The following is an 18,501-nucleotide window of genomic DNA, read 5'->3' as shown; positions in this document are numbered from 1 at the left end:
ATCGACGTATGATCCGCGCGTTTGTGGACGGGGTCGGCTCCGTCATCAATGGAAGAACGGGATCGGATTCATGCCGAATGCTCCGGGGCGATAACGGCTCGCGTCCCCCCATTGGGGTCCGACCGGTCATGCAGACGGATGCGGATCGGTCGCCGATGCGTCTCGAGGACGCGCCATGAGTAGGGCCCGCCTCCGGACGGCCGTCTCCGGCAAGTGGCGGACGCTCATCCTGGCGACGGTCATGTTCAACCTCGGGTTCGTCATCTGGTTCTCGTTCGCGCCGTACACGGGCGAGATCGCCGACGAGTTCGGTCTCTCGATCGCCCAACTCGGCGTCGTCTCCAGCGCGGCGATCGTGGCGGTTCCGCTCGGACGGATCGTCATCGGGCCCATGACGGATCGGTATGGCGCGCCCATCACCGGCGGCGTCACCCTCGTCGTCGTCGGGGTCTTCGCGATCGTCAGCGCGTTCGCGCAGTCCTACGAGGTCTTCGTCGCCTCACGGGTGTTGGCCTCGCTCGCGGGCATCACCTTCGTCATCGGCATCCAGCACGTCGCCGAGTGGTTCGAAGCGGAGAACCTCGGGCTCGCGGAGGGGATCTACGCGGGGATCGGCAACGCCGGCGCGGGCCTCGGCGCCTACTTCACGCTCCCGCGGATCTTCGGTGCGGATTGGTCCGGACCGATCTTCTCGACCAACTGGCGTGCGGCGTTCTTTTATACTGGCCTGCTGGCGATCCTCGTCGGCATCGGCTACTTCGTGTTCGGCCAACCGGCGAAAAGCCCGGAAAAGCGGCAGGCGACGAAACGGAACGTGAGCGTTCGACAATGGCTCTACGTCGGTACCCGGTACGGCGCGGTCGTGCTGTCGGTCGCGTACATCATGACCTTCGGGCTGGAGCTCGCGATGAACGGCTGGCTCGGGACCTACTATCGCGAGGCGTTCGGGCAGGGCGACATCGTGATCGCCGCGACGTTCGCGGCGACGTTCTCCATCGCCGCCGGGCTCCTCCGGCCGATCGGCGGCTACATCAGCGACGTTGTCGCGCGCAACGAGATCGCGCTGCTCCCGGCCTTCGAGGGGCGTTATCGTGAACAGTGGACCTTCGTGACGCTCGTGTTCGTCACGCTCTCGATGTTCGGCATGACCGCGGCGGGGCTCACCGGGAACATCTACCTCGCGGTCGCCGCCGGATTCCTCGTCGGGCTCGGCTGTGCGTTCTCGGAGGGGGCCATCTTCGCGCAGGTTCCGGCCATGTTCCCGAACAACACCGGAACCGTGACGGGCTTCGTCGGCGGGATCGGCACCGTCGGCGGCGTCATCTACCCGCTTATTTTTGCCGCGCCGTACCTCCCGAATCTCCACCTGGGATACGCTGCCGTGGGCGTCACGATGATCCCGATCCTCGTCCTGTCGGCGTGGGTGTTCCAACCGCGGGTGGCCGAACGGGCGGCGACTGACGGCTGGTTCGTTGAATCCGCAGGAACTCACCCGAAGACCTCCTCTGTCGCCGATGACGACTGAACGCGTCCGGCGCTCACACCGTTCCGTCCGGTCGCTTTTCGCCTACCCTTCGTATCCCTGTGCCGACAACGCCTCCTCGAGCGCGGCGAGGAGGAACTCGACGTTCTTCGGGCGCGCCGAATAGCCCATACAGCCGATCCGCCAGATGTCGCCCGCGAGGTCACCGAGGCCCGAGGCGATCTCGAGGTCGTACTCCGCGAGCAGGTACTCGATCACCGCGCCGTCGTCCACGCCGTCGGGGACACGGACGGCGTTCAGGCTCGGCAGCCAGTAGTCGTCCGGGGCGTTCATCTCCAATCCGAGCGCTCGCAGGCCGGCTTTGAGATCGCCGGCGACCTCGCGGTGTCGCGCCCAGCGGTCTTCGATCCCCTCCTCGGCGACGAGCCGGAGCGCCTCCCGGATCGCGTAGACGTTCGTGATCGGCGCCGTGTGGTGATAGGCCCGCTCCTCCCCCCAGTAGCCCTCCAGAAGCGAGAGGTCGAGATACCACGACCGTGGCTCCTCCTCCCGTGAGAGCACCTTCTCCATCGTCCGATCGTTGAGCGTCAACGGGCTCGCACCCGGCGGGCAGGAGAGACACTTCTGGGGCCCGGAGTAGGCGACGTCGATGTCCCACTCGTCGACGCGCATCTCGACGCCACCGAGGGAGGTGACACAGTCGGCGATGACGTACGCGCCGTGTTCGTGGGCGATGTCGGTGAGCGTCGGGACCTCGGGCTGGAGGACGCCCGTGGAGGTCTCGGCGTGCACGAATCCGAACACGTCCGGATCGTGTCTTTCGAACGCCCGTTCGACGTCGGCGGGGTCGAGCGGCTCGCCCCACGGCGCGTCGACCTCGACGACCTCGCCGCCGGCCCGCCGAGCCATCGAGGCCATTCGGCCGCCGAAGTAGCCGTTCGTCGGGACGAGCATGGTGTCGCCCGGTTCGACGACGTTCCCGATCGCCGCCTCCATCGAGGCGGAGCCGGTTCCCGAGACCGGGATCGTCCACCGGTTATCCGTCCGGAACGTGTACCGAAGCAGCTCCTGCACCTCGTTCATCACCTCGATGAAGGTGGGGTCGAGGTGCCCGACGAGGGGGGTGCTCATCGCCCGCAACACACGCGGGTGAACGTCGCTGGGTCCGGGGCCCATCAGCGTTCTGTCGGGCGGATTCAACTCGCTCACTGCGGGCGCCGCTGGCCCTTGCGACGACAGCTCAGGTGTTTCGCTCATGCTCAGCACTACCGATTCGGTCATGAAAAACACGGCGAAAGGGGCGACCCAGTAGGGGTCACCTCGCTGGGCTCAGTGGATAAACGTCGGCTCCGTCCGTCGCTGTTCGTACTCCGTGACGAGATGGTCGACGAACTCGTCGAGGTCGACGTCCGACTGCTGGTTTTCGAACCGGTCCCGTACGGAGACGGTACCAGCTTCCGCCTCGTCATCGCCGACGATGACCATGTACGGCAGCCGATCGTCGTGTCCCTGGCGGATCTTTCGCCCGATCGTCCAGTCGCGGTCCTCGACCTCCGCGCGGATCCCGGCCTCGGTGAGCGCGTTACGGACGCGGTGTGCGTAGCCGAGCGTCGCATCCGAGATCGGAAGGACACGGACCTGTTCGGGCGCGAGCCATGGCGGGAAGTTGCCGTCGAAGTGCTCGATGAGCACCATAAAGAAGCGTTCGTAGCTCCCGTAGAGCGCGCGGTGGATCATCACCGGACGGTGTTCCTCGTTGTCCTCGCCCGTGTATGTCAGCTCGAACCGCTCCGGCATGTTGAAATCGAGCTGGACGGTCGGGCCGTCCCAGACCCGCCCGAGCGCGTCCTCGAAGCCGAAATCGATCTTCGGGCCATAAAAGGCGCCATCGCCCGGCTCGATGTCGTAGTCGTAGCCGCCGGACTCCAACACCTCCCGGAGCTGTTCCTCCGCGGTTTCCCAGATCTCGTCACCGCCGACGGACTTCTCCGGGCGCGTCGCGAGCGCGACGTCGACTTCCAATCCGAGCGTCTCGACGACCTCGAAGATCATCTCGATCACCGACTCGATCTCCGCGCGGATCTGATCCGGCCGGACGAACAGGTGCCCGTCGTCGATGGTGAACGACCAGACGCGGGAGAGTCCCGAGAGCTCTCCACGCTGCTCCTTCCGGTAGACCTTCCCGTTCTCGAAGTAGCGTTTCGGCAGATCGCGGTAGGACCACGACTGCTGATCGAAGATCGTCGCGTGGCCCGGACAGTTCATGGGCTTCAGGCCGTACTCCTCGTCGTTGACGTCGAGGATGAACATGTCGTCGTGGTAGTTGTCGTAATGGCCCGACTGTTTCCACAGCTCCGTCCGGAAGAGATGTGGCGTCTCGACCTCCTCGTAGCCGTGCTCGCGGTTCAGCTCGTTCGCGAAGTCGGACAGCTCGCGGAGGACTGTCTTGCCCGGCGGGTGATATAACGGCAGCCCCGGCCCCGTCACCGTCGGGATCGAAAAGAGGTTCATCTCCTGGCCGATCTTTCGATGATCGCGCTCTTTCGCCTGCTCGCGGAGGTCGAGATACTCCTCGAGGTCGGCTTCGGAGGCGAACGCCGTCCCGTACACCCGCGTGAGGGTTTCGTTCTCTTCGTCGCCGCGCCAGTAGGCTGCAGACACCTCGAGCAGCTTCGCCGCGCCGACCTCGCCGGTCGATTCGACATGTGGCCCCCGACAGAGGTCCTGCCAGCCGTCCTGTTTATAAAAGGTGACCTCCTCGCCGGCCGCCTCCTCGTCGAGGATCTCGCGTTTGAATTCGTTGTCCGCGTATATTTCGAGGGCGTCCTCACGGGACCGAACGACGCGTTCGATGTCGTAGTCCGCCTCGATGATCGCGTCCATCTCCGATTCGATCTCGCGGAGGTCGTCCTCGTCAAGGTCGACGTCGGTCACGTCGTAGTAGAACCCCTCGTCGGTGTACGGCCCGATCGTCAGCGTCGCCTCCGGGAACAGCCGCTGGAGCGCCTGTGCGAAGACGTGTGCGGCGGAGTGACGAAGCACCTGAAGATACTCGTCGCTCTGGTCAGTGACGATCTCGATCCGTGCACCGTCGTGGACGGTGGCGTGCCGCTCGACGAGTTCCCCATCGATCTTCCCCGCAACCGTGTCGCGTCCGAGGCCGGGGCCGATCTCGTACGCGACGTCCTCGACGGTCGAACCCGATGGAACGGAGAGTTCTGACCCGTCCGGGAGGACGACCGTCACTTCGGCCTGCGCGTCGGTCTCGCTCATATCACCGGAAAGCCGGACGAGCGGCATAAGTGTTGTTTGATGACGGGACTCCGTGTCGGTGAGAACGCCGGACAGGTTTATCGGTCGCTATCGCAAACCCCACTTATCGTGCGGTTTACCCCACCTCCGTCACGAAAGGGATCCGACTCGGCGACCGACTGGGGCCTCGGTTCGTTCGTGCGTCGAGCAATGGGTCGACATTGGAGCGCTCGGCCGACCCGCGCCGTGACCGGCCGGTTGGAAATCCGTGTGAGGTGGTTCGGTCCATGACGGGCGTCGGTTCAAGCGTGGCGTTCGCGGTCGGCGCGGGCGTCGCCACGTTCTTCGCGCCGTGTGCATATGCGCTCCTCCCCGGCTATGTCGGCTACTACGTGGCCGCAACTGGCGACGAGCGCCCCTCGAACGCCGGGGTCGTCGCCCGGGGACTCGCCGCCACCGTTGGGGTCATGGCCGTCTTTGCGGTCGGCATCGCGATCACGGTCGCCGTCGGCCAGTCGCTGGGGGCGATCCTCCCAACCGTCGAGGCGGTCGTCGGCGTCGCGCTCATCGTACTCGGAATCATCGTCCTCTCCCGTGGATCCCTGCCGCTTCACGTCGCGCTCCCACGGCGGCGGTCGAGCGTCCTCGGCTTCGTCGTCTTCGGAGCCGTCTACGCGATCGCTGCGACCGCATGCGTCTTTCCGCTCTTTCTCGCCATCGTCCTGCAGTCGCTCTCGTTTGCCCCCGGCGAAGCGTTTCTCGTTGTCGGGAGCTACGCCGGCGCGTTCGCCACCCTCATGCTCGCGGCGACGGTCACCACCGCGATGGGCCACCGGCTCGCCGCCGGACGGGTCGCCGGCGGTGTCGAACGGTTCGTCCGGCTCTCCGGGATCCTGATCGCCCTCGCCGGCGCCGGACAGCTCTACGTCGCGTTCGGCTGAACGCCGAGTCCACGAGCCCGTCGACGGCGGCTTCGCACGGCACGCTCACTCTGAGTCCGCCCGGGAGACGACCTCCGCGGGAACGCCAGCCACCGTCGTGTTCGGCGGGACGTCCTCGGCGACGAGCGAGTTCGCGGCGACCCGGGCACCCTCCCCGATCTGGACCCCGGGTAAGACGATGGCGCCCGCGCCGATCATCGCCCGTTCGCCGACCACGACGTCGCCGAGACGATACTCGTCCTGGAGGAACTCATGACAGAGCAGCGTTGCGTCGTACCCGATAATGGCGTCGTCGCCGACGGTGATCCGCTCCGGCCAGAAGACGTCCGGCGTCGATTCGAGCCCCCAAGCGACCCCCGCTCCGACGGTGACGCCGATCCGACCCAACAGCCAGTTTTTCAGCCGGAGACTGGGGCTGATCCGCGCGAGCACGATCACGATGTAGTTGCGGACGATCGTGAGCGGCGATTTCGCCGTCGGCCACGACCAGAGCGAGTTTCGACGACCGGGTGTCGTATGGCGCGCTAATCGCTCCCGCCGAGGTTCGGAGTTGACTCGTTCATCCGTCACACCGTATCGCTTCGCCCTATCCGGATATAAACGTCGGCGTCACACTTTTTCAAGGGTGACGGCTCCACCCCAGGGTATGCCCTGAGTTGTTGCCCGCGATCGGGCGAGGCGGTCGTGCGGTGACCCGACGCGGATCGATTGACGCGGATCGGTTCCATCATCGCCTGTTCGCAATCAACATGGGAACAACCCCGGATCGTCTTCGGCGTTATCGGTCATTCGTGCCGAAGCCGGCTCACCGACAGTTCCCGTCTCCCGCTTCAGCGGCGGATCTCGTCCATGTGGTCGATCCGGCTTTGGACGAGATCCGGCTTCCCGATGTCGTGTCGGATCCTGACGCCGTCTCCCGCGGCCGCGAGCGCCGCCTCCGCCCGTTCCTCGGCAGCCGCGATCAACTCGCCCATCCCAACGACGGCGAACGCCCGTGACGTCGTCGTATAGAGCCCGTCCTCACGCTCGTCGACGCTCGCATAGAAGAGGAGCGCGTCGCCGACGGTTTCCTCATCGACGGTAATGCGGGCCCCCGAATCAGGGTCCGTCGGATAGCCGTCCGGAACCGCGTACTTACACACCGTGGCCTCGCCGGAAAACGCCAGCGACGGGAGTGGATCTCCGTCGCGAGCGGCGGTCAACACCTCAATAAATGGGGTCTCAAGCGCCGGGAGCGTGTTCATCGCTTCGGGGTCGCCGAAGCGCGCGTTGAACTCGATCACCTTCGGCCCCTCGGCGGTGAGCATGAACTGTCCGTACAGGATCCCCTTGTACCCCGGCAGGGCGTCAACGACGGCGTCGATCACCTTCGCTGCGGCGTCGTAGTCGTCGGGGGTCATGAAGGGCAGGTGATCGGTCGTGTCCGTGTACGATCCCATTCCGCCGGTGTTGGGACCGTCATCTCCCACATACGCCCGCTTGTGGTCCTGCACGGCGGGTGTCAGCCGATACTCGCCGTTTGCGACGAACGCCTGAATGGTGAACTCCTCGCCGACGAGGCGCTCCTCCAGAACGACGCGGTCGTAATCCGATTCGCGGAGGTACGTCTTCGCTTCCTCGGGCGTCACCTGATCGCCGATCACCTTCACGCCCTTTCCGCCGGTCAATCCGGCGGGCTTCACCGCGAGGTCGTCGTCATACGAATCGATATACGCACAGGCGGCCTCCATGTCGTCGAACGTCTCGAAGTCGGGGCAGCCGGGGATGTCGGCGTCCCGCATGAATCGTCGCTGGTACGCCTTGTCGGTCTCCACGCGCGCCTCTGATTCGCGGGGACCGAAGGTATAGACGTCGGCATCGTCGAGGGCGTCCGCCACGCCCGCCGCGAGTGCGGCTTCCGGTCCGATCACCGCCAGCATCGCGCCGACGTCGTCAGCGAAGTCGACGATCGATCGGGCGTCCGTCTCGTCGATGACCTCGAAGCCGTCCGTGAGGCTTCGGATACCGGGGTTTCGGTTGCTCGCACAGGCGTACAGATCGCAGTCGTCCGCGAGCGACCGGGCGATGGCGTGTTCTCGACCGCCGCCGCCCACGAGTAGTACGGTCTCCGTCATACGCGACCCGAGCGCGCATAGCCGCCTAAAGCTTACCGTCTCCGTCGTTCCTGATCGAGTGTCCTTATATTGTGCGGGCCGATCAGTTTGGACATGTACGACATCGTCGTCGTCGGCGCGGGGCCGGCGGGTTCACGGCTCGCCCGACGAACGGCGGAGCGAGGCCACGAGGTACTCTTATTAGAGGGCGGTGAGGTGGGTAGGCCGCTCGCCTGCTCCGGACACGTCTCCACCGACGTCTGGGAGTTCGTCCCCGACGATGCCCGCGACGAGCTGCTGCAAAACCGGGTGTTCGGCGCGCGATTCCACACCGGCGGCCCCGACTCGACAGCCTATCCGTTTTATAAGCGCGAGGAGGTCTCGAACGTGATCGACCGCGTGGCGTTGGACCGAACGCTCGCGCGCTGTGCCCGCGAGGCGGGTGCTGACCTCCGCGAGGAACACACCGTTCTCGATGTGACGGAGCACGACGACCGCGTCGAACTGGAGGTGCGTGTCCCCGACGGCGGCACGGAGAGCTTTACCGGCCGGCTGGTTGCCGGCTGTGACGGACCGACATCCCGTGTGAGACGCTCAGTCGGGCTGGGCGAGCCGTCCGAGACCCTTCACGGGGTGTTAGCGTTCGATGAGTCGCCCGATCACGGCGACTTCGTCGATGTCCACCTGACTGCGCCGACCTTCTTCGCGTGGCGGATCCCACGGGGGGACGCCGGCGTTGAATACGGGTTGGCCGCCCCGCCCGGCGAGGACGTGAACGTCCTCTTCGATCAGCTCACGGAAACCTACGACGTCACGACCGACCGGTTCTGTTCGGGCGCCATTCCGGTGGGGCCGCCGACCTGCACGACGAGCGACCGCACGTTCCTCGTCGGCGACGCCGCCGCGCAGACGAAGCCGTTTACGGGCGGCGGGATCCGCTACGGGATGACCGCAGCCGACATCGCTGCGGAGCGGATCGATCCGCTGGAGCCACGTTCGCTGGAGGCGTATGAGCAGGGGTGGCGCGAGGAGTTAGCGACCGAGATCCGTCTCGGCGCGGCGATCCGCCGCTGCTACTCGCTTCCGGAACCGGTCCAACGACTCGGTCTATGGGCGCTTTCGGGCGAGATCGGCGTCCACATGGACGAACCGAGCTCGTTCTTCTCCCGTGAGCACCTGTCACGGCTGTTCTCGCGCGGCGATCCGCCGTCCGACGGGGCTCCGTGAGCAACCGCCTCCGGTGACGAGCATAAATGTTTACTATGATTCGAAATAAGTCCTCACTATGAGCCGGGATTACGAGTCGTTACACGATCCGAACGCGGAGTATACGATGCGGGAACTCTCCGCAGAGACGATGGGCGTCACCGGGGCTCGCGGGGGCCGACGCGACGTAGCGATCACGGACGTGCAGACGACCATGGTGGATGGAAACTTCCCGTGGACGTTGGTTCGTGTGTACACCGATGTCGGGATCGTGGGGACCGGCGAGGCGTACTGGGGTGCTGGCGTTCCCGAACTCATCGAACGGATGAAGCCGTTCGTGGTCGGCGAGAACCCGCTCGATATCGACCGGCTCTATGAACACCTCATCCAGAAGATGTCCGGTGAGGGCTCCGTCGAGGGCGTCACCGTCACCGCCATCTCGGGGATCGAGGTCGCGCTGCACGATCTCGCGGGGAAGATCCTCGACGTCCCGGCGTATCAGCTGCTCGGTGGGAAATATCGAGACCGCATGCGGGTGTACTGTGACTGTCATACGGAGGAGGAAGCCGATCCTGAGGCGTGTGCCGATGAGGCAGAGCGGGTGGTCCACGAGTTGGGCTATGACGCGTTGAAATTCGATCTCGACGTGCCGAGCGGGCTGGAGAAGGATCGCGCGAACCGACACCTTCGCCCCGGCGAGATCCGACATAAAGCCGAGATCGTCGAGCAGGTGACCGAGCGTGTGAAAGACGAGGCCGACGTCGCGTTCGACTGCCACTGGACGTTCTCCGGTGGCTCCGCGAAGCGCCTGGCGGCCGCGTTGGAGGAGTACGACGTCTGGTGGCTTGAGGACCCCGTGCCGCCTGAGAACCTGCAGGTGCAAGAGGAGGTCACGAAGTCGACGACGACGCCGATCGCCGTCGGGGAGAACCGCTATCGTGTCACCGAAGAGCGGCGACTCATCGAGAACGGCGCGGTCGACATCATCGCGCCCGACCTGCCGAAGGTCGGCGGGATGCGTGAGACCCGAAAGATCGCCGACGTGGCCAACCAGTACTACGTGCCCGTTGCGATGCACAACGTCTCCTCGCCGATCGCGACGATGGCGGCCGCACACGTCGGTGCCGCGATCCCCAACTCGCTCGCCGTCGAGTACCACTCGTATGAACTCGGCTGGTGGGAAGACCTCGTCGAGGAGGACGTCATCGAGGAGGGATACATCGAAATTCCTGAAAAGCCGGGTCTCGGTCTGACCCTCGATATGGACGTCGTCGAGGCGCATATGGTCGACGGTGAGGAGTTGTTTGACGAGCCATAAGGCTCGTCAAGCCAGCGAATCTTGGATTCGCGGTATTTCTTCGAGGGGAGGTCGACGTTCCGGAACAAAAACGTCAATAGCGACGTGAACAAGCGCGACGGTATGTCCCCCAACACGCCCGCCAATCACGGAGTTCCGGTATTGGCCCTCCTCGGAGGCTGTCTCGCGATCGGGATCTTCGTCGGTGGCGTATCGGACGACGTTGGGACCCTCGTCACGTGGTTTTGGGTTGGTATCGCCCTCGCCGGAATCTACCTCCTCACAACCATCGCCAACAGCCTCGATCGGATCCAATAACCCACGCCGAATGTGATCGCTCCGAATGTGATCGCTGCGAATGACCGCGCTGCAGCGTCCCCTTGCTGACTGTTCCACGCCCCTCCGGCGCGCCCGCTCGCGCCGTAATAAGGGCGCGAGCGGCCCGCGAGGGTCCACCCCGACGGACGGAGCAACGTGGAGACCGTCGGGTGGCGGCTGGGGAGGGTGAGGTCTTTCGCGACCGTGTCACCGGTATGTGACTGGTTCAGTGTTCACCGCCGAACCAGCCCCAGTCCGGGCTTGCCATCACGCACCCAGACGGCCACACCCACCACGAAAATCACGATCTCCAGCCACAGCGTCGTCACCGCCACCCCGCCGATTTCCCCGAGGACTTTCACGCCCGAGTACGGCGGCATATGGGTGACGGGCCACAACAGAAACCCGAGTTCGTCGTAGTCGCCCGCCAGCACGTGCCACGGGACGTCCGCCGCGAGATGCGACAGATAGCCGACCGCGAACGCGACGCCGAGCTCCGGCCGGCCGCGGAGCCGGGCGACCGCGACCGCGACCGCCACCGCGACGGCCGCACCAAACAGGGAGTGTGCGATCGTTCGCCCGACCGGCGTCACCCCGAGTAGCCAGAGCGGCTGGTCGATCAGGTCGGGGATCGCCGCGGCCACGATCGCGACGGCCGCCGGGGCGCCGTCGGGCGGACGGCCGTGACGGACGCGGGCGTACGCCGCATAACAGAGATAGCCGACGACGGGGTGAACGACCGGATTCATCCGTGCGGCGGCTACACGACGGCCGTACAAAAGCGGCCGGGCGGACCAACCTAAACGTTCTCGCTTCCGGACCAGGCCTCACGCAGGGATCCCTCGCCGAGAGCGACCCTCCGGCGGAACCGCCCGCGAGGTGCGCATTTATACTGATGGCCGACCTGACTGTGAACGCATGACACACCACGAATCCCACGGCACGTCGGACGGCGAGCCGGCACGCCGGGAGTACACGATCGACCATCACCTCTCGGACGCCGAGGAGAACATCCACCGGGTGTGGGACAACTCCCTCGATCCGGTGCTCACCGTCGAGGACGGTGACGTCGTCCGGTTCGAGTGTCGCGACGCGGTCGACCGACAGCTGGACGTGGAGTCGACCGCTGAGGACTTCGGCAACGTAAGCTTCGACCCCGTCCACCCGCTGACCGGCCCGGTCGCCGTCGAGGGTGCGGAGCCGGGTGACGTGTTGCAGGTCGACCTCCTCGATTTCCAGCACAAAGGCTGGGGCTACACCGGCTTTATGCCCGGCGAGATGGGCCTTGGGCTCCTCCCCGAGGACTTCCCCGACGCCGACGTCCACATCTGGGATCTCCAGGGCGACGTGGGCCACTTCGTGAACGGTATCGAGGTGCCACTCGATCCCTTCCCGGGCGTGATCGGCGTCGCACCCGGCGAGGACGGCGAACATGGGACACTTCCGCCGCTTTCGACCGGTGGCAACATGGACGTGAAACACATGACCGCGGGATCGACCGTCTACCTGCCCGTCGAGGTTGAGGGCGGGCTCTTCTCGACCGCGGACTGCCACGCCGCACAGGGCGACGGCGAGGTCTGTGTGACCGGGATCGAGGCCCCGATGTTCGTGACGGCACGGTTTTCGGTACGAAAGGACATGTCGATCGAACAGCCGCAGTTCGAGACGACCGGGCCGTTCACGCCGACCGGCCACGACGAACCGATGTACGCAACGACTGGGATCAGCGACGACCTGATGGACGCGACGAAGAAGGCGACGAGACACATGATCGACCATCTCGCCGAAAACCGGGGACTGACCCGCGGGGAGGCGTACATCCTCTGTTCGGCCGCGATGGACCTGAAAGTCAGCGAGGTCGTCGACGCGCCGAACTGGATCGTCACGGCCTATATCGCCGACAGCATCTTCCCCGAGTAGGCGGGCACCGACGCCGCCTCGGTTTTTTTTATGCCGTGCAGCTTCCGGCTTTTACGGCGTGCAGATGTCGTGGAGGTCGGCGAGACAGTCGATCTCCCACGTGGGCCAGACGTTCAGCTCCCACTCATCGCGGTGGGGCCGGCGGATGAACGCGGAGTCGATGCCGGCGTTGTGTGCCGCCTGCACGTCCGATTCATTGTCCCCGACGAACAGCGCGTTCTCCGCATCCAAGTCCGCGAGCGCCTGCTCGATGTAATGCGGGTTCGGTTTGCGAAGTTGGAGGCTGTGAATCGTCGGTTCCCGGCCATATGCGGCCCCAAAGAGATCGAAGCCGTCGAAGTGATCGACGATGAAATCGATCGTCTCCTGCTGGTTCGAGGAAACGATCCCCATCTCGACCTCGAGGTTCTCCAGCTCGTCGAGGTCGTCGTAGGGGGTCTTTCGTCCCTCGCGGGCTTCGACCTGTTGGGCCTTCGAGACGGTGCTGTCGCGGGTTCGCCAGAAGGTGCCGGGATCGAAGTCGTACCGTTGACAGACGGTCCCGACGCTGCCGGGGGTCGCGCCGATGGTCATTCGCTTTACGTCGTCCGGGTCCGGGTCGGTCACGCCGAACTTCTTAAACGTCTCCCGGGTCGCCTCCCGGAGGACGCCGAATCGCGTGCGACCGACGAGGACACCGTCGTTGTCGAATACGACGGTATCGTAGGTCATATGCTTCACACACGCCGCGTATTTAAAAGGGTTTCACCGTGAACCGTGCCACCCTTCGACAGCCCGCTGCCGGACTCCCTTGCCGGAGGGCTCGGTTTTCTTGCCTTCCAAGAGATGGTCGAAATCAATGCAGGCGCTGTTCGACCGCTATGTCGCCGAACTCCGCGACACCGTCGGCTATCTCCGTGAGGACGGTCGCGGTCGGATCCTCGTCGCCATCGCGTTCGGCTGGTTTCTCTCGATGGGGGTGCGACTCAGCTATCCCGTCATCCTTCCACACGTCCGGGCGGATCTCGGGCTTGATCTCTCGACGGCTGGATTGCTGTTGACCGTCCTGTGGATGGCCTACGCGGTCGGCCAGTTCCCCGGTGGGTTCCTCGCGGATCGTTGGGGTCCCGGACTCGTGTTGGTCATCAGCACGGGTGGATCCGCGGTGATGATCCTGCTCGTCTCTATCTCGCCGACCGCGGCGTTGTTGTTCGCCACCACGGCGCTTCTCGGCGCAAGCACCGCGCTGTATGGTCCCGCCCGGTTCCCGTTGCTTTCGGGCGTGTTCCCCGAACGATCCGGTACGGCGATCGGGATCACACAGGCCACCGGGAACCTCGGGAACACGATCCTCCCGTTCGTGGTCGGCGTGATCGCCGGTGTCGTCGCTTGGCAGGCCGGAGCGTTGCTCTTTATTCCGCTCTTCGTCCTCGTCGCGGTGGCGATCTGGCGGGTGGTTCCATGGCGGGTGACCGGCTCGGCCGCGGGAAACAGCGAATCCCCGATCCAGTCGATCTCGCTGGAGTCCGCACGACACGTCCTCTCGCTGCTTGCGGTCCGCTCCGTCCTCGTTATCGCGGCCATTCAGATGCTCGGCTCGTTTACCTATCAGGGGTTTACGGGCTTTTATCCGACCTATCTCATCGAGATCAAGGGATTATCGTCGCGGGACGCCTCGTTCCTGTTTGCCGTCTTCTTCGCGGGCGGGATCGTCATCCAGCCGCTCATCGGCATGGCCGGCGACCGGTTCGGCGAGCGACGCACCCTCTTCGTCCTGCTGATATTTATCTCGGCCGCGCTTGCACTCCTGCCCACTATCGAGGGGTTTTGGCCACTCCTCGCCATGACAGTCGCATTAAGTAGCCTGCTGGGCCGAGCGGTGCTGGCGCTCACCTACCTGACCGAGTCCCTGGCCGAGGAGATCCGCGGAACCGGGCTCGGCATCCTGCGGACCGGCTACATCCTGTTCGGATCGACGAGCCCGCTGTTCATCGGCGTGCTCGGCGATGCCGGCTACTTCGATGAGGCGTTCTGGCTGCTCGCGGGCGCCAGCGGGGTGATGATCCTCCTGTGTATCGTCTTACCGCCGCTGACCTCGGTCGAACGTTGATGACCGGCCTCGATCGGACCTTCGATGTCACCGATCGTGTTCGACGCCACTGGTTCAACGCCATCCTACCCGCACCGGTTTATCATCCCTTCCGTCGATATCGAGGCATGCGCGTCAGCGTCATCGGCGGAAGCACGGCATCGGCGGAGATCGAAGCGATCGCCGAACGGCTTGGACGGTTGCTCGCCGACCGGGGACACACCGTGGTCTGTGGCGGCCTCGGGGGCGTCATGACCGCGGTCTGTCGTGGTGCGGCGTCGTCGAATGGGCGGACGATCGGGATCCTCCCCACCGACCGGCTCGCCGACGCGAACGAGTACGTTACCGTCCCGATCGCGACCGGTCTCGGTCACGCCCGCAACGCGCTCGTCGTGATGAACGGCGAGGCGGTTATCGCGGTCGACGGCGGCCCGGGAACCCTCTCCGAGATCGGCCTCGCGCTCGCGTTCGCCCGGCCGGTCGCCGGACTCGACACACACGATGTCACTGGCGTCGTCGCCGTCGAAGACCCGGAGGCCGCGGTCGCATACGTCGAAGGGACGGTCGAGTAAATCGAAGGATAGATGCGCGAACGGGACGACCAGCGAGGTCGCTCAGGTGACCTTGCCGAGGAGTGGGATCGCCCGCTTCGGAACGATCACCTCGTCGATCTGGGTGAGCACGATGGCGACGCCGATCGCCGCAAGCCCCGCGGCGAACGCGAACGGCACGACGAACCCCCATGCAACGAGAAACCCGGAGAGAAGCGGCCCGAACGCAACGCCGAAGCCGAATGCCATCGTCAACACCGAAAGCGTGGTGCCGGAGTTGCCCTTCGTCGCGAGGTCGCCGGCGAGCGCCAGCGCGGGGGCGAACACCATCGCACCCGCCACGCCCTGCAGGAACCGCGCGAGGAACATCAACCACGGATCGGAGATGAGCCCCGAAAACAGCGTCAGATCCGGGATCAGTCCCTGAATCAGCGTCGTCGGCACCAACATGATCGTTCCGGCGACGATGAACGCCTTCCTGCCGTAGAAGTCCGTCGCGCGACCGATCGGTGCCTGTAAGAGGATCTGTGCGAGCACGAACGCCGCAAACTGGAGGCCGAACATCTCGGGACCCTGATCGAGGCGTGTGTTGACGATGTCTCCGAGCGTGGCGAAGACGGCGATCCCCACCGCCAGAAAGAACGAGACCGCACCGAGTGCGAACACCGGATCGAGCAGGTTCTCGCCGCGTTTATCGAAGACGACGAAGGCAGAATACACGGACCCTTCGTCCTCGCTCGGCTCGATTTCCGGGTCACGGATCAGCGTCAACACGAGAAGGAACGCGAGCGTCGCCGTCGAAGCCGCAAAATAAAACGCGGCGTCGAAGCCGGTGATCGTCACCGTCGACGCGCCGAACGGGATCGAGTACGGGCCGGCCGCCACCACGCCGCCGGCGGCGACGGGACCGACCCCGAACCCGACCAGCCGAAACGTATTGTAGGTCCCCATGTTGCCGCCGCGGTTGTCCTCCGTCGCGAGGTCGTTGACGAGCGCGACCGTCGTCGGGATAATGAACGCGCCGGCGATACCCTGTAACACCCGCAATCCGACGAGATGCCAGTAGGTGGTCGCGAGCGAGTACGCGAAGCTGGCGGCCGCGATCAGGACCAATCCGAAAAGGACGAACACCTTTCGTCGCCCCGTCGAATCCGAGAGGCGTCCGGTAAACGGTTGCAGCGGGCTGTTTACGAACCCGAAGATGGAAAGAATGAAGCCGGTGATGAAGACCTCCGTCAGCCCGAACGTCGCGCCCGTGATGAAATCCGTCGCGATGAAAAGCGGGAGGACGACGATGAGAAAGGAGTTCCCGACCGACTCGGACATCCGGGCCAACGCGAGCGCGAGAACCTGTGGGTTGACGCCGAGAAGCTCCCTCATGCGGACGCGACGGAGGACGCGATGGGATCGGTCGGTGCCGCTGAAATCGGAGGTATTCCCGGCCGGAACGATACGGAGGAGCACATAGTCGATCCGTCGTCGCGCCCGAGTAATAGGGTTGCGTTATCGGCCCGGCCGGCCCCTTCTCGTGTTGGTGTTCGGCGATCGTCGTCGTGGAGTTTTCGGGAACCGACCGCGTCTTTGCGGGCTCAGCCGAACGCGCCGAGGCTCGACTGCAGATCGCGTTCCGTGGGCTCCGCGAGGAGTTCGTGGCCAACGAGATCGCGCGCATCGACCGCGTAGGTCGAGCCATCCCGTTCGATAACCAGTACGCGTCCCGACCAGCCGAGTACGGTTCCGGCCGCCATCGTCTCGGGGACCGGTCGATCCGAGAGTTCGGGTCCGTCCTCGAAGCTGAACGTCTCGATCGGATCGAACCGATCGAGCAACTCGGCCCACGCGTTCATATCCACGGTTCGGTGCAAGCCGGCGATCTTCGTCGGGACTCGGACGCGGTCGACGAGGTCCGGACGCGTGGCGAGTCCCGCTTCTACCTCACGGGCGATCCGCCCGTCCGGAAACGTCCGGATGTGAGCCGCCCGGTCCGCACCCTGCTCGCGAAGCCGGGTTTCGAGCCGCCACTCCCGTGTCACGCCGACTTTGAACACGTCAGGCGCGAACGCGGCGAGATACATCGCGTGCGGCTCGTGACAGTCCATCTCGTCTTTTAAACAGGTCCCCGTACACCGGGCACAGACCCATACGTGCGTATGCGCCTCGCAGTACGGGGCGTCGCGCTCCCCGCAGGGAACGTGGCGACCGTCGTGGATCGTTCCCGCACAGTGGCGCTCGCCGAGCCCGAACGAGAGTTCCGTCCCGGCCCCCGCGTCGATGAACTCGATCGCCTCCCCGTCGGCGACGTAGAGTCCTGCACCGGTCGCTTCCGTGTCGCGATCGCGTGAGCCGTCTCCGGGGTCCGTCTCGTAGCCGACGATCTGCACGCCTCAATTAGGTCGACGTTCGAATTAGCAGTTCCGCTCCCGGAGCGGTGCACCGCCGTGGGTTCCGGCCTCACTGCAACCGCCGCGTCGTCTCCACAAGCGGGTGTTTCGCGTAATCGACGATCTCGATGTCGGAGATCGTTCGCAGCCCTTCCTTTTCGGCGGTTTTCGCCATCCCCAGATCGAGTCGCCGCTCCGGGACGATCACGTACGCGTCCATCTCCTCGATACCGAGCGCGGAGGCGGCCATCACCCGATGATGACCGTCAGCGAGATACAGCTGTCCGTCGTTGTCGATGACTACGAGCGGTTCGGCGAGTCCACGTTCAAGCTCGTACTGTCGTCCCTCGAGTTCGTCCGCGTAGACGCGGTCCTGTGTCGGCGTGAGGGTCGCCAGCGACACCATGCGTCGGTCCTCATCCAAGTCCACGCCGTGTATCTGCTCCAACGTGCGAACCAGCTTTCCGACCTTACCGGGTGTCGCACGCTCGATCGCGGATCGAACGACGTCGGTGTTCGAGATGATCCCGACGAGGTTGTCCGCATCGTCGACGACCGGGAGCTTCTGGATCCCGGACCGAAGGATGACCCGCGCGGCGTCGGTAACTTTCATATCCGGGTGGGCCACGACCAGATCCGTCGCCATGACGGTGAAAATCGGCGCGTCATCGTCGGCGAGCAGGAGGTCGCGTGCGGAGACGAACCCCTCGACTTTTCGGCCCTTCGTGACCGGAAACCCGTTGTGACCGACGCTTTCGACCATCCGCTTTGACACCTCAGCGACCGTGTCCTCCGCCGAGACCGTCTCAACATCACGGGTCATGTACTCCCCGACCGTCGGCTTCGCGGCCATATATCCGCACGAATGGATCGGGAGGAACAAAAAGGGGTCGGGGCGGCCGCTCGGCGGATTACGACGTTCAGAACCGCTCCCGGTGGACTACGACGTCCAGAACCGCTCCCGGTGGATTACGACGTCCAGAACCACTCC

17 protein-coding genes are annotated in these 18,501 nt (G+C 65.0%); 8 read left to right on the top strand and 9 right to left on the bottom strand.

All coding sequences use genetic code 11. The features are described 5' to 3' along the window. Positions 1 to 175 precede the first annotated feature (175 nt). Complete coding sequence (locus tag CHB65_RS03800; RefSeq protein ID WP_089383729.1) at positions 176 to 1,525, top strand: MFS transporter; 1,350 nt, start codon at positions 176 to 178, stop codon at positions 1,523 to 1,525. A 42-nt stretch (positions 1,526 to 1,567) separates the two neighbouring features. Here the strand turns inward: CHB65_RS03800 and CHB65_RS03795 are convergent, their stop codons facing one another. Both CHB65_RS03795 and thrS read right to left on the bottom strand, forming a co-directional pair. Further along, a complete protein-coding gene (locus tag CHB65_RS03795; RefSeq protein WP_089383728.1) occupies positions 1,568 to 2,740 on the bottom strand; it encodes a pyridoxal-phosphate-dependent aminotransferase family protein in 1,173 nt (390 codons plus the stop codon). 72 nt (positions 2,741 to 2,812) lie between these two features. Next, the gene (thrS, locus tag CHB65_RS03790; protein ID WP_179213569.1) at positions 2,813 to 4,783 is read right to left on the bottom strand and encodes a threonine--tRNA ligase; all 1,971 of its coding nucleotides are present in this window, start codon (positions 4,781 to 4,783) and stop codon (positions 2,813 to 2,815) included. Positions 4,784 to 5,022: 239 nt separating this feature from the next. Here thrS and CHB65_RS03785 point away from each other — a divergent pair, with 239 nt between their 5' ends. Continuing rightward, a complete protein-coding gene (locus tag CHB65_RS03785) occupies positions 5,023 to 5,676 on the top strand; it encodes a cytochrome c biogenesis CcdA family protein (protein ID WP_089383726.1) in 654 nt (217 codons plus the stop codon). Between the two features lie 45 nt (positions 5,677 to 5,721). Here the strand turns inward: CHB65_RS03785 and CHB65_RS03780 are convergent, their stop codons facing one another. Continuing rightward, positions 5,722 to 6,246 (bottom strand): acyltransferase, encoded by a 525-nt coding sequence (locus CHB65_RS03780; protein ID WP_089383725.1) that lies wholly within the window; start codon positions 6,244 to 6,246, stop codon positions 5,722 to 5,724. A 260-nt stretch (positions 6,247 to 6,506) separates the two neighbouring features. Continuing rightward, positions 6,507 to 7,790 carry a phosphoribosylamine--glycine ligase gene (purD, locus tag CHB65_RS03775; RefSeq protein WP_089383724.1) on the bottom strand — a complete coding sequence of 428 codons (1,284 nt, stop codon included), beginning with the start codon at positions 7,788 to 7,790 and terminating at the stop codon, positions 6,507 to 6,509. Positions 7,791 to 7,883: 93 nt separating this feature from the next. Between purD and CHB65_RS03770 the strand changes: the two genes are divergently transcribed. The 3 genes from CHB65_RS03770 (at position 7,884) to CHB65_RS17275 (ending at position 10,590) form a co-directional block, all read left to right on the top strand. Then, positions 7,884 to 8,996 carry a geranylgeranyl reductase family protein gene (locus CHB65_RS03770; protein WP_089383723.1) on the top strand — a complete coding sequence of 371 codons (1,113 nt, stop codon included), beginning with the start codon at positions 7,884 to 7,886 and terminating at the stop codon, positions 8,994 to 8,996. Positions 8,997 to 9,054: 58 nt separating this feature from the next. Further along, positions 9,055 to 10,293, top strand: a complete 1,239-nt coding sequence (locus CHB65_RS03765; protein ID WP_089383722.1) for a mandelate racemase/muconate lactonizing enzyme family protein — start codon at positions 9,055 to 9,057, stop codon at positions 10,291 to 10,293. Between the two features lie 141 nt (positions 10,294 to 10,434). Next, complete coding sequence (locus CHB65_RS17275) at positions 10,435 to 10,590, top strand: hypothetical protein (protein WP_179213568.1); 156 nt, start codon at positions 10,435 to 10,437, stop codon at positions 10,588 to 10,590. 233 nt (positions 10,591 to 10,823) lie between these two features. Here the strand turns inward: CHB65_RS17275 and CHB65_RS03755 are convergent, their stop codons facing one another. After that, the gene (locus CHB65_RS03755; protein WP_089383720.1) at positions 10,824 to 11,339 is read right to left on the bottom strand and encodes a metal-dependent hydrolase; all 516 of its coding nucleotides are present in this window, start codon (positions 11,337 to 11,339) and stop codon (positions 10,824 to 10,826) included. A gap of 169 nt (positions 11,340 to 11,508) precedes the next feature. On the opposite strand from CHB65_RS03755, the gene CHB65_RS03750 reads away from it, so the two are divergent. Further along, positions 11,509 to 12,510 (top strand): acetamidase/formamidase family protein, encoded by a 1,002-nt coding sequence (locus CHB65_RS03750; RefSeq protein ID WP_089383719.1) that lies wholly within the window; start codon positions 11,509 to 11,511, stop codon positions 12,508 to 12,510. Between the two features lie 51 nt (positions 12,511 to 12,561). On the opposite strand, the gene CHB65_RS03745 is transcribed toward CHB65_RS03750, so the two are convergent. Continuing rightward, complete coding sequence (locus CHB65_RS03745) at positions 12,562 to 13,221, bottom strand: HAD family hydrolase (RefSeq protein WP_089383718.1); 660 nt, start codon at positions 13,219 to 13,221, stop codon at positions 12,562 to 12,564. 127 nt (positions 13,222 to 13,348) lie between these two features. On the opposite strand from CHB65_RS03745, the gene CHB65_RS03740 reads away from it, so the two are divergent. Together CHB65_RS03740 and CHB65_RS03735 are read left to right on the top strand one after the other, a co-directional pair. Further along, a complete protein-coding gene (locus CHB65_RS03740; RefSeq protein WP_089383717.1) occupies positions 13,349 to 14,599 on the top strand; it encodes an MFS transporter in 1,251 nt (416 codons plus the stop codon). Between the two features lie 107 nt (positions 14,600 to 14,706). Then, positions 14,707 to 15,150 (top strand): TIGR00725 family protein, encoded by a 444-nt coding sequence (locus CHB65_RS03735; RefSeq protein WP_089383813.1) that lies wholly within the window; start codon positions 14,707 to 14,709, stop codon positions 15,148 to 15,150. 42 nt (positions 15,151 to 15,192) lie between these two features. Here the strand turns inward: CHB65_RS03735 and CHB65_RS03730 are convergent, their stop codons facing one another. The 3 genes from CHB65_RS03730 to CHB65_RS03720 all read right to left on the bottom strand — a co-directional run bounded on the left by CHB65_RS03730 (position 15,193) and on the right by CHB65_RS03720 (position 18,363). After that, positions 15,193 to 16,509 (bottom strand): MFS transporter, encoded by a 1,317-nt coding sequence (locus tag CHB65_RS03730; protein ID WP_089383812.1) that lies wholly within the window; start codon positions 16,507 to 16,509, stop codon positions 15,193 to 15,195. 209 nt (positions 16,510 to 16,718) lie between these two features. Further along, complete coding sequence (locus tag CHB65_RS03725; RefSeq protein ID WP_089383716.1) at positions 16,719 to 17,510, bottom strand: DUF2797 domain-containing protein; 792 nt, start codon at positions 17,508 to 17,510, stop codon at positions 16,719 to 16,721. A gap of 70 nt (positions 17,511 to 17,580) precedes the next feature. Beyond that, positions 17,581 to 18,363, bottom strand: coding sequence for a CBS pair associated ParBc domain-containing protein (locus CHB65_RS03720; RefSeq protein WP_089383715.1), 783 nt, complete (start codon positions 18,361 to 18,363; stop codon positions 17,581 to 17,583). Positions 18,364 to 18,501: the final 138 nt, after the last annotated feature.

The sequence above is a fragment of the Halorubrum vacuolatum genome (assembly GCF_900188065.1).
In the GTDB taxonomy this organism is placed as follows: Archaea; Halobacteriota; Halobacteria; order Halobacteriales; family Haloferacaceae; genus Halorubrum; species Halorubrum vacuolatum.
This window is presented reverse-complemented; position numbering and strand designations above follow the sequence as displayed.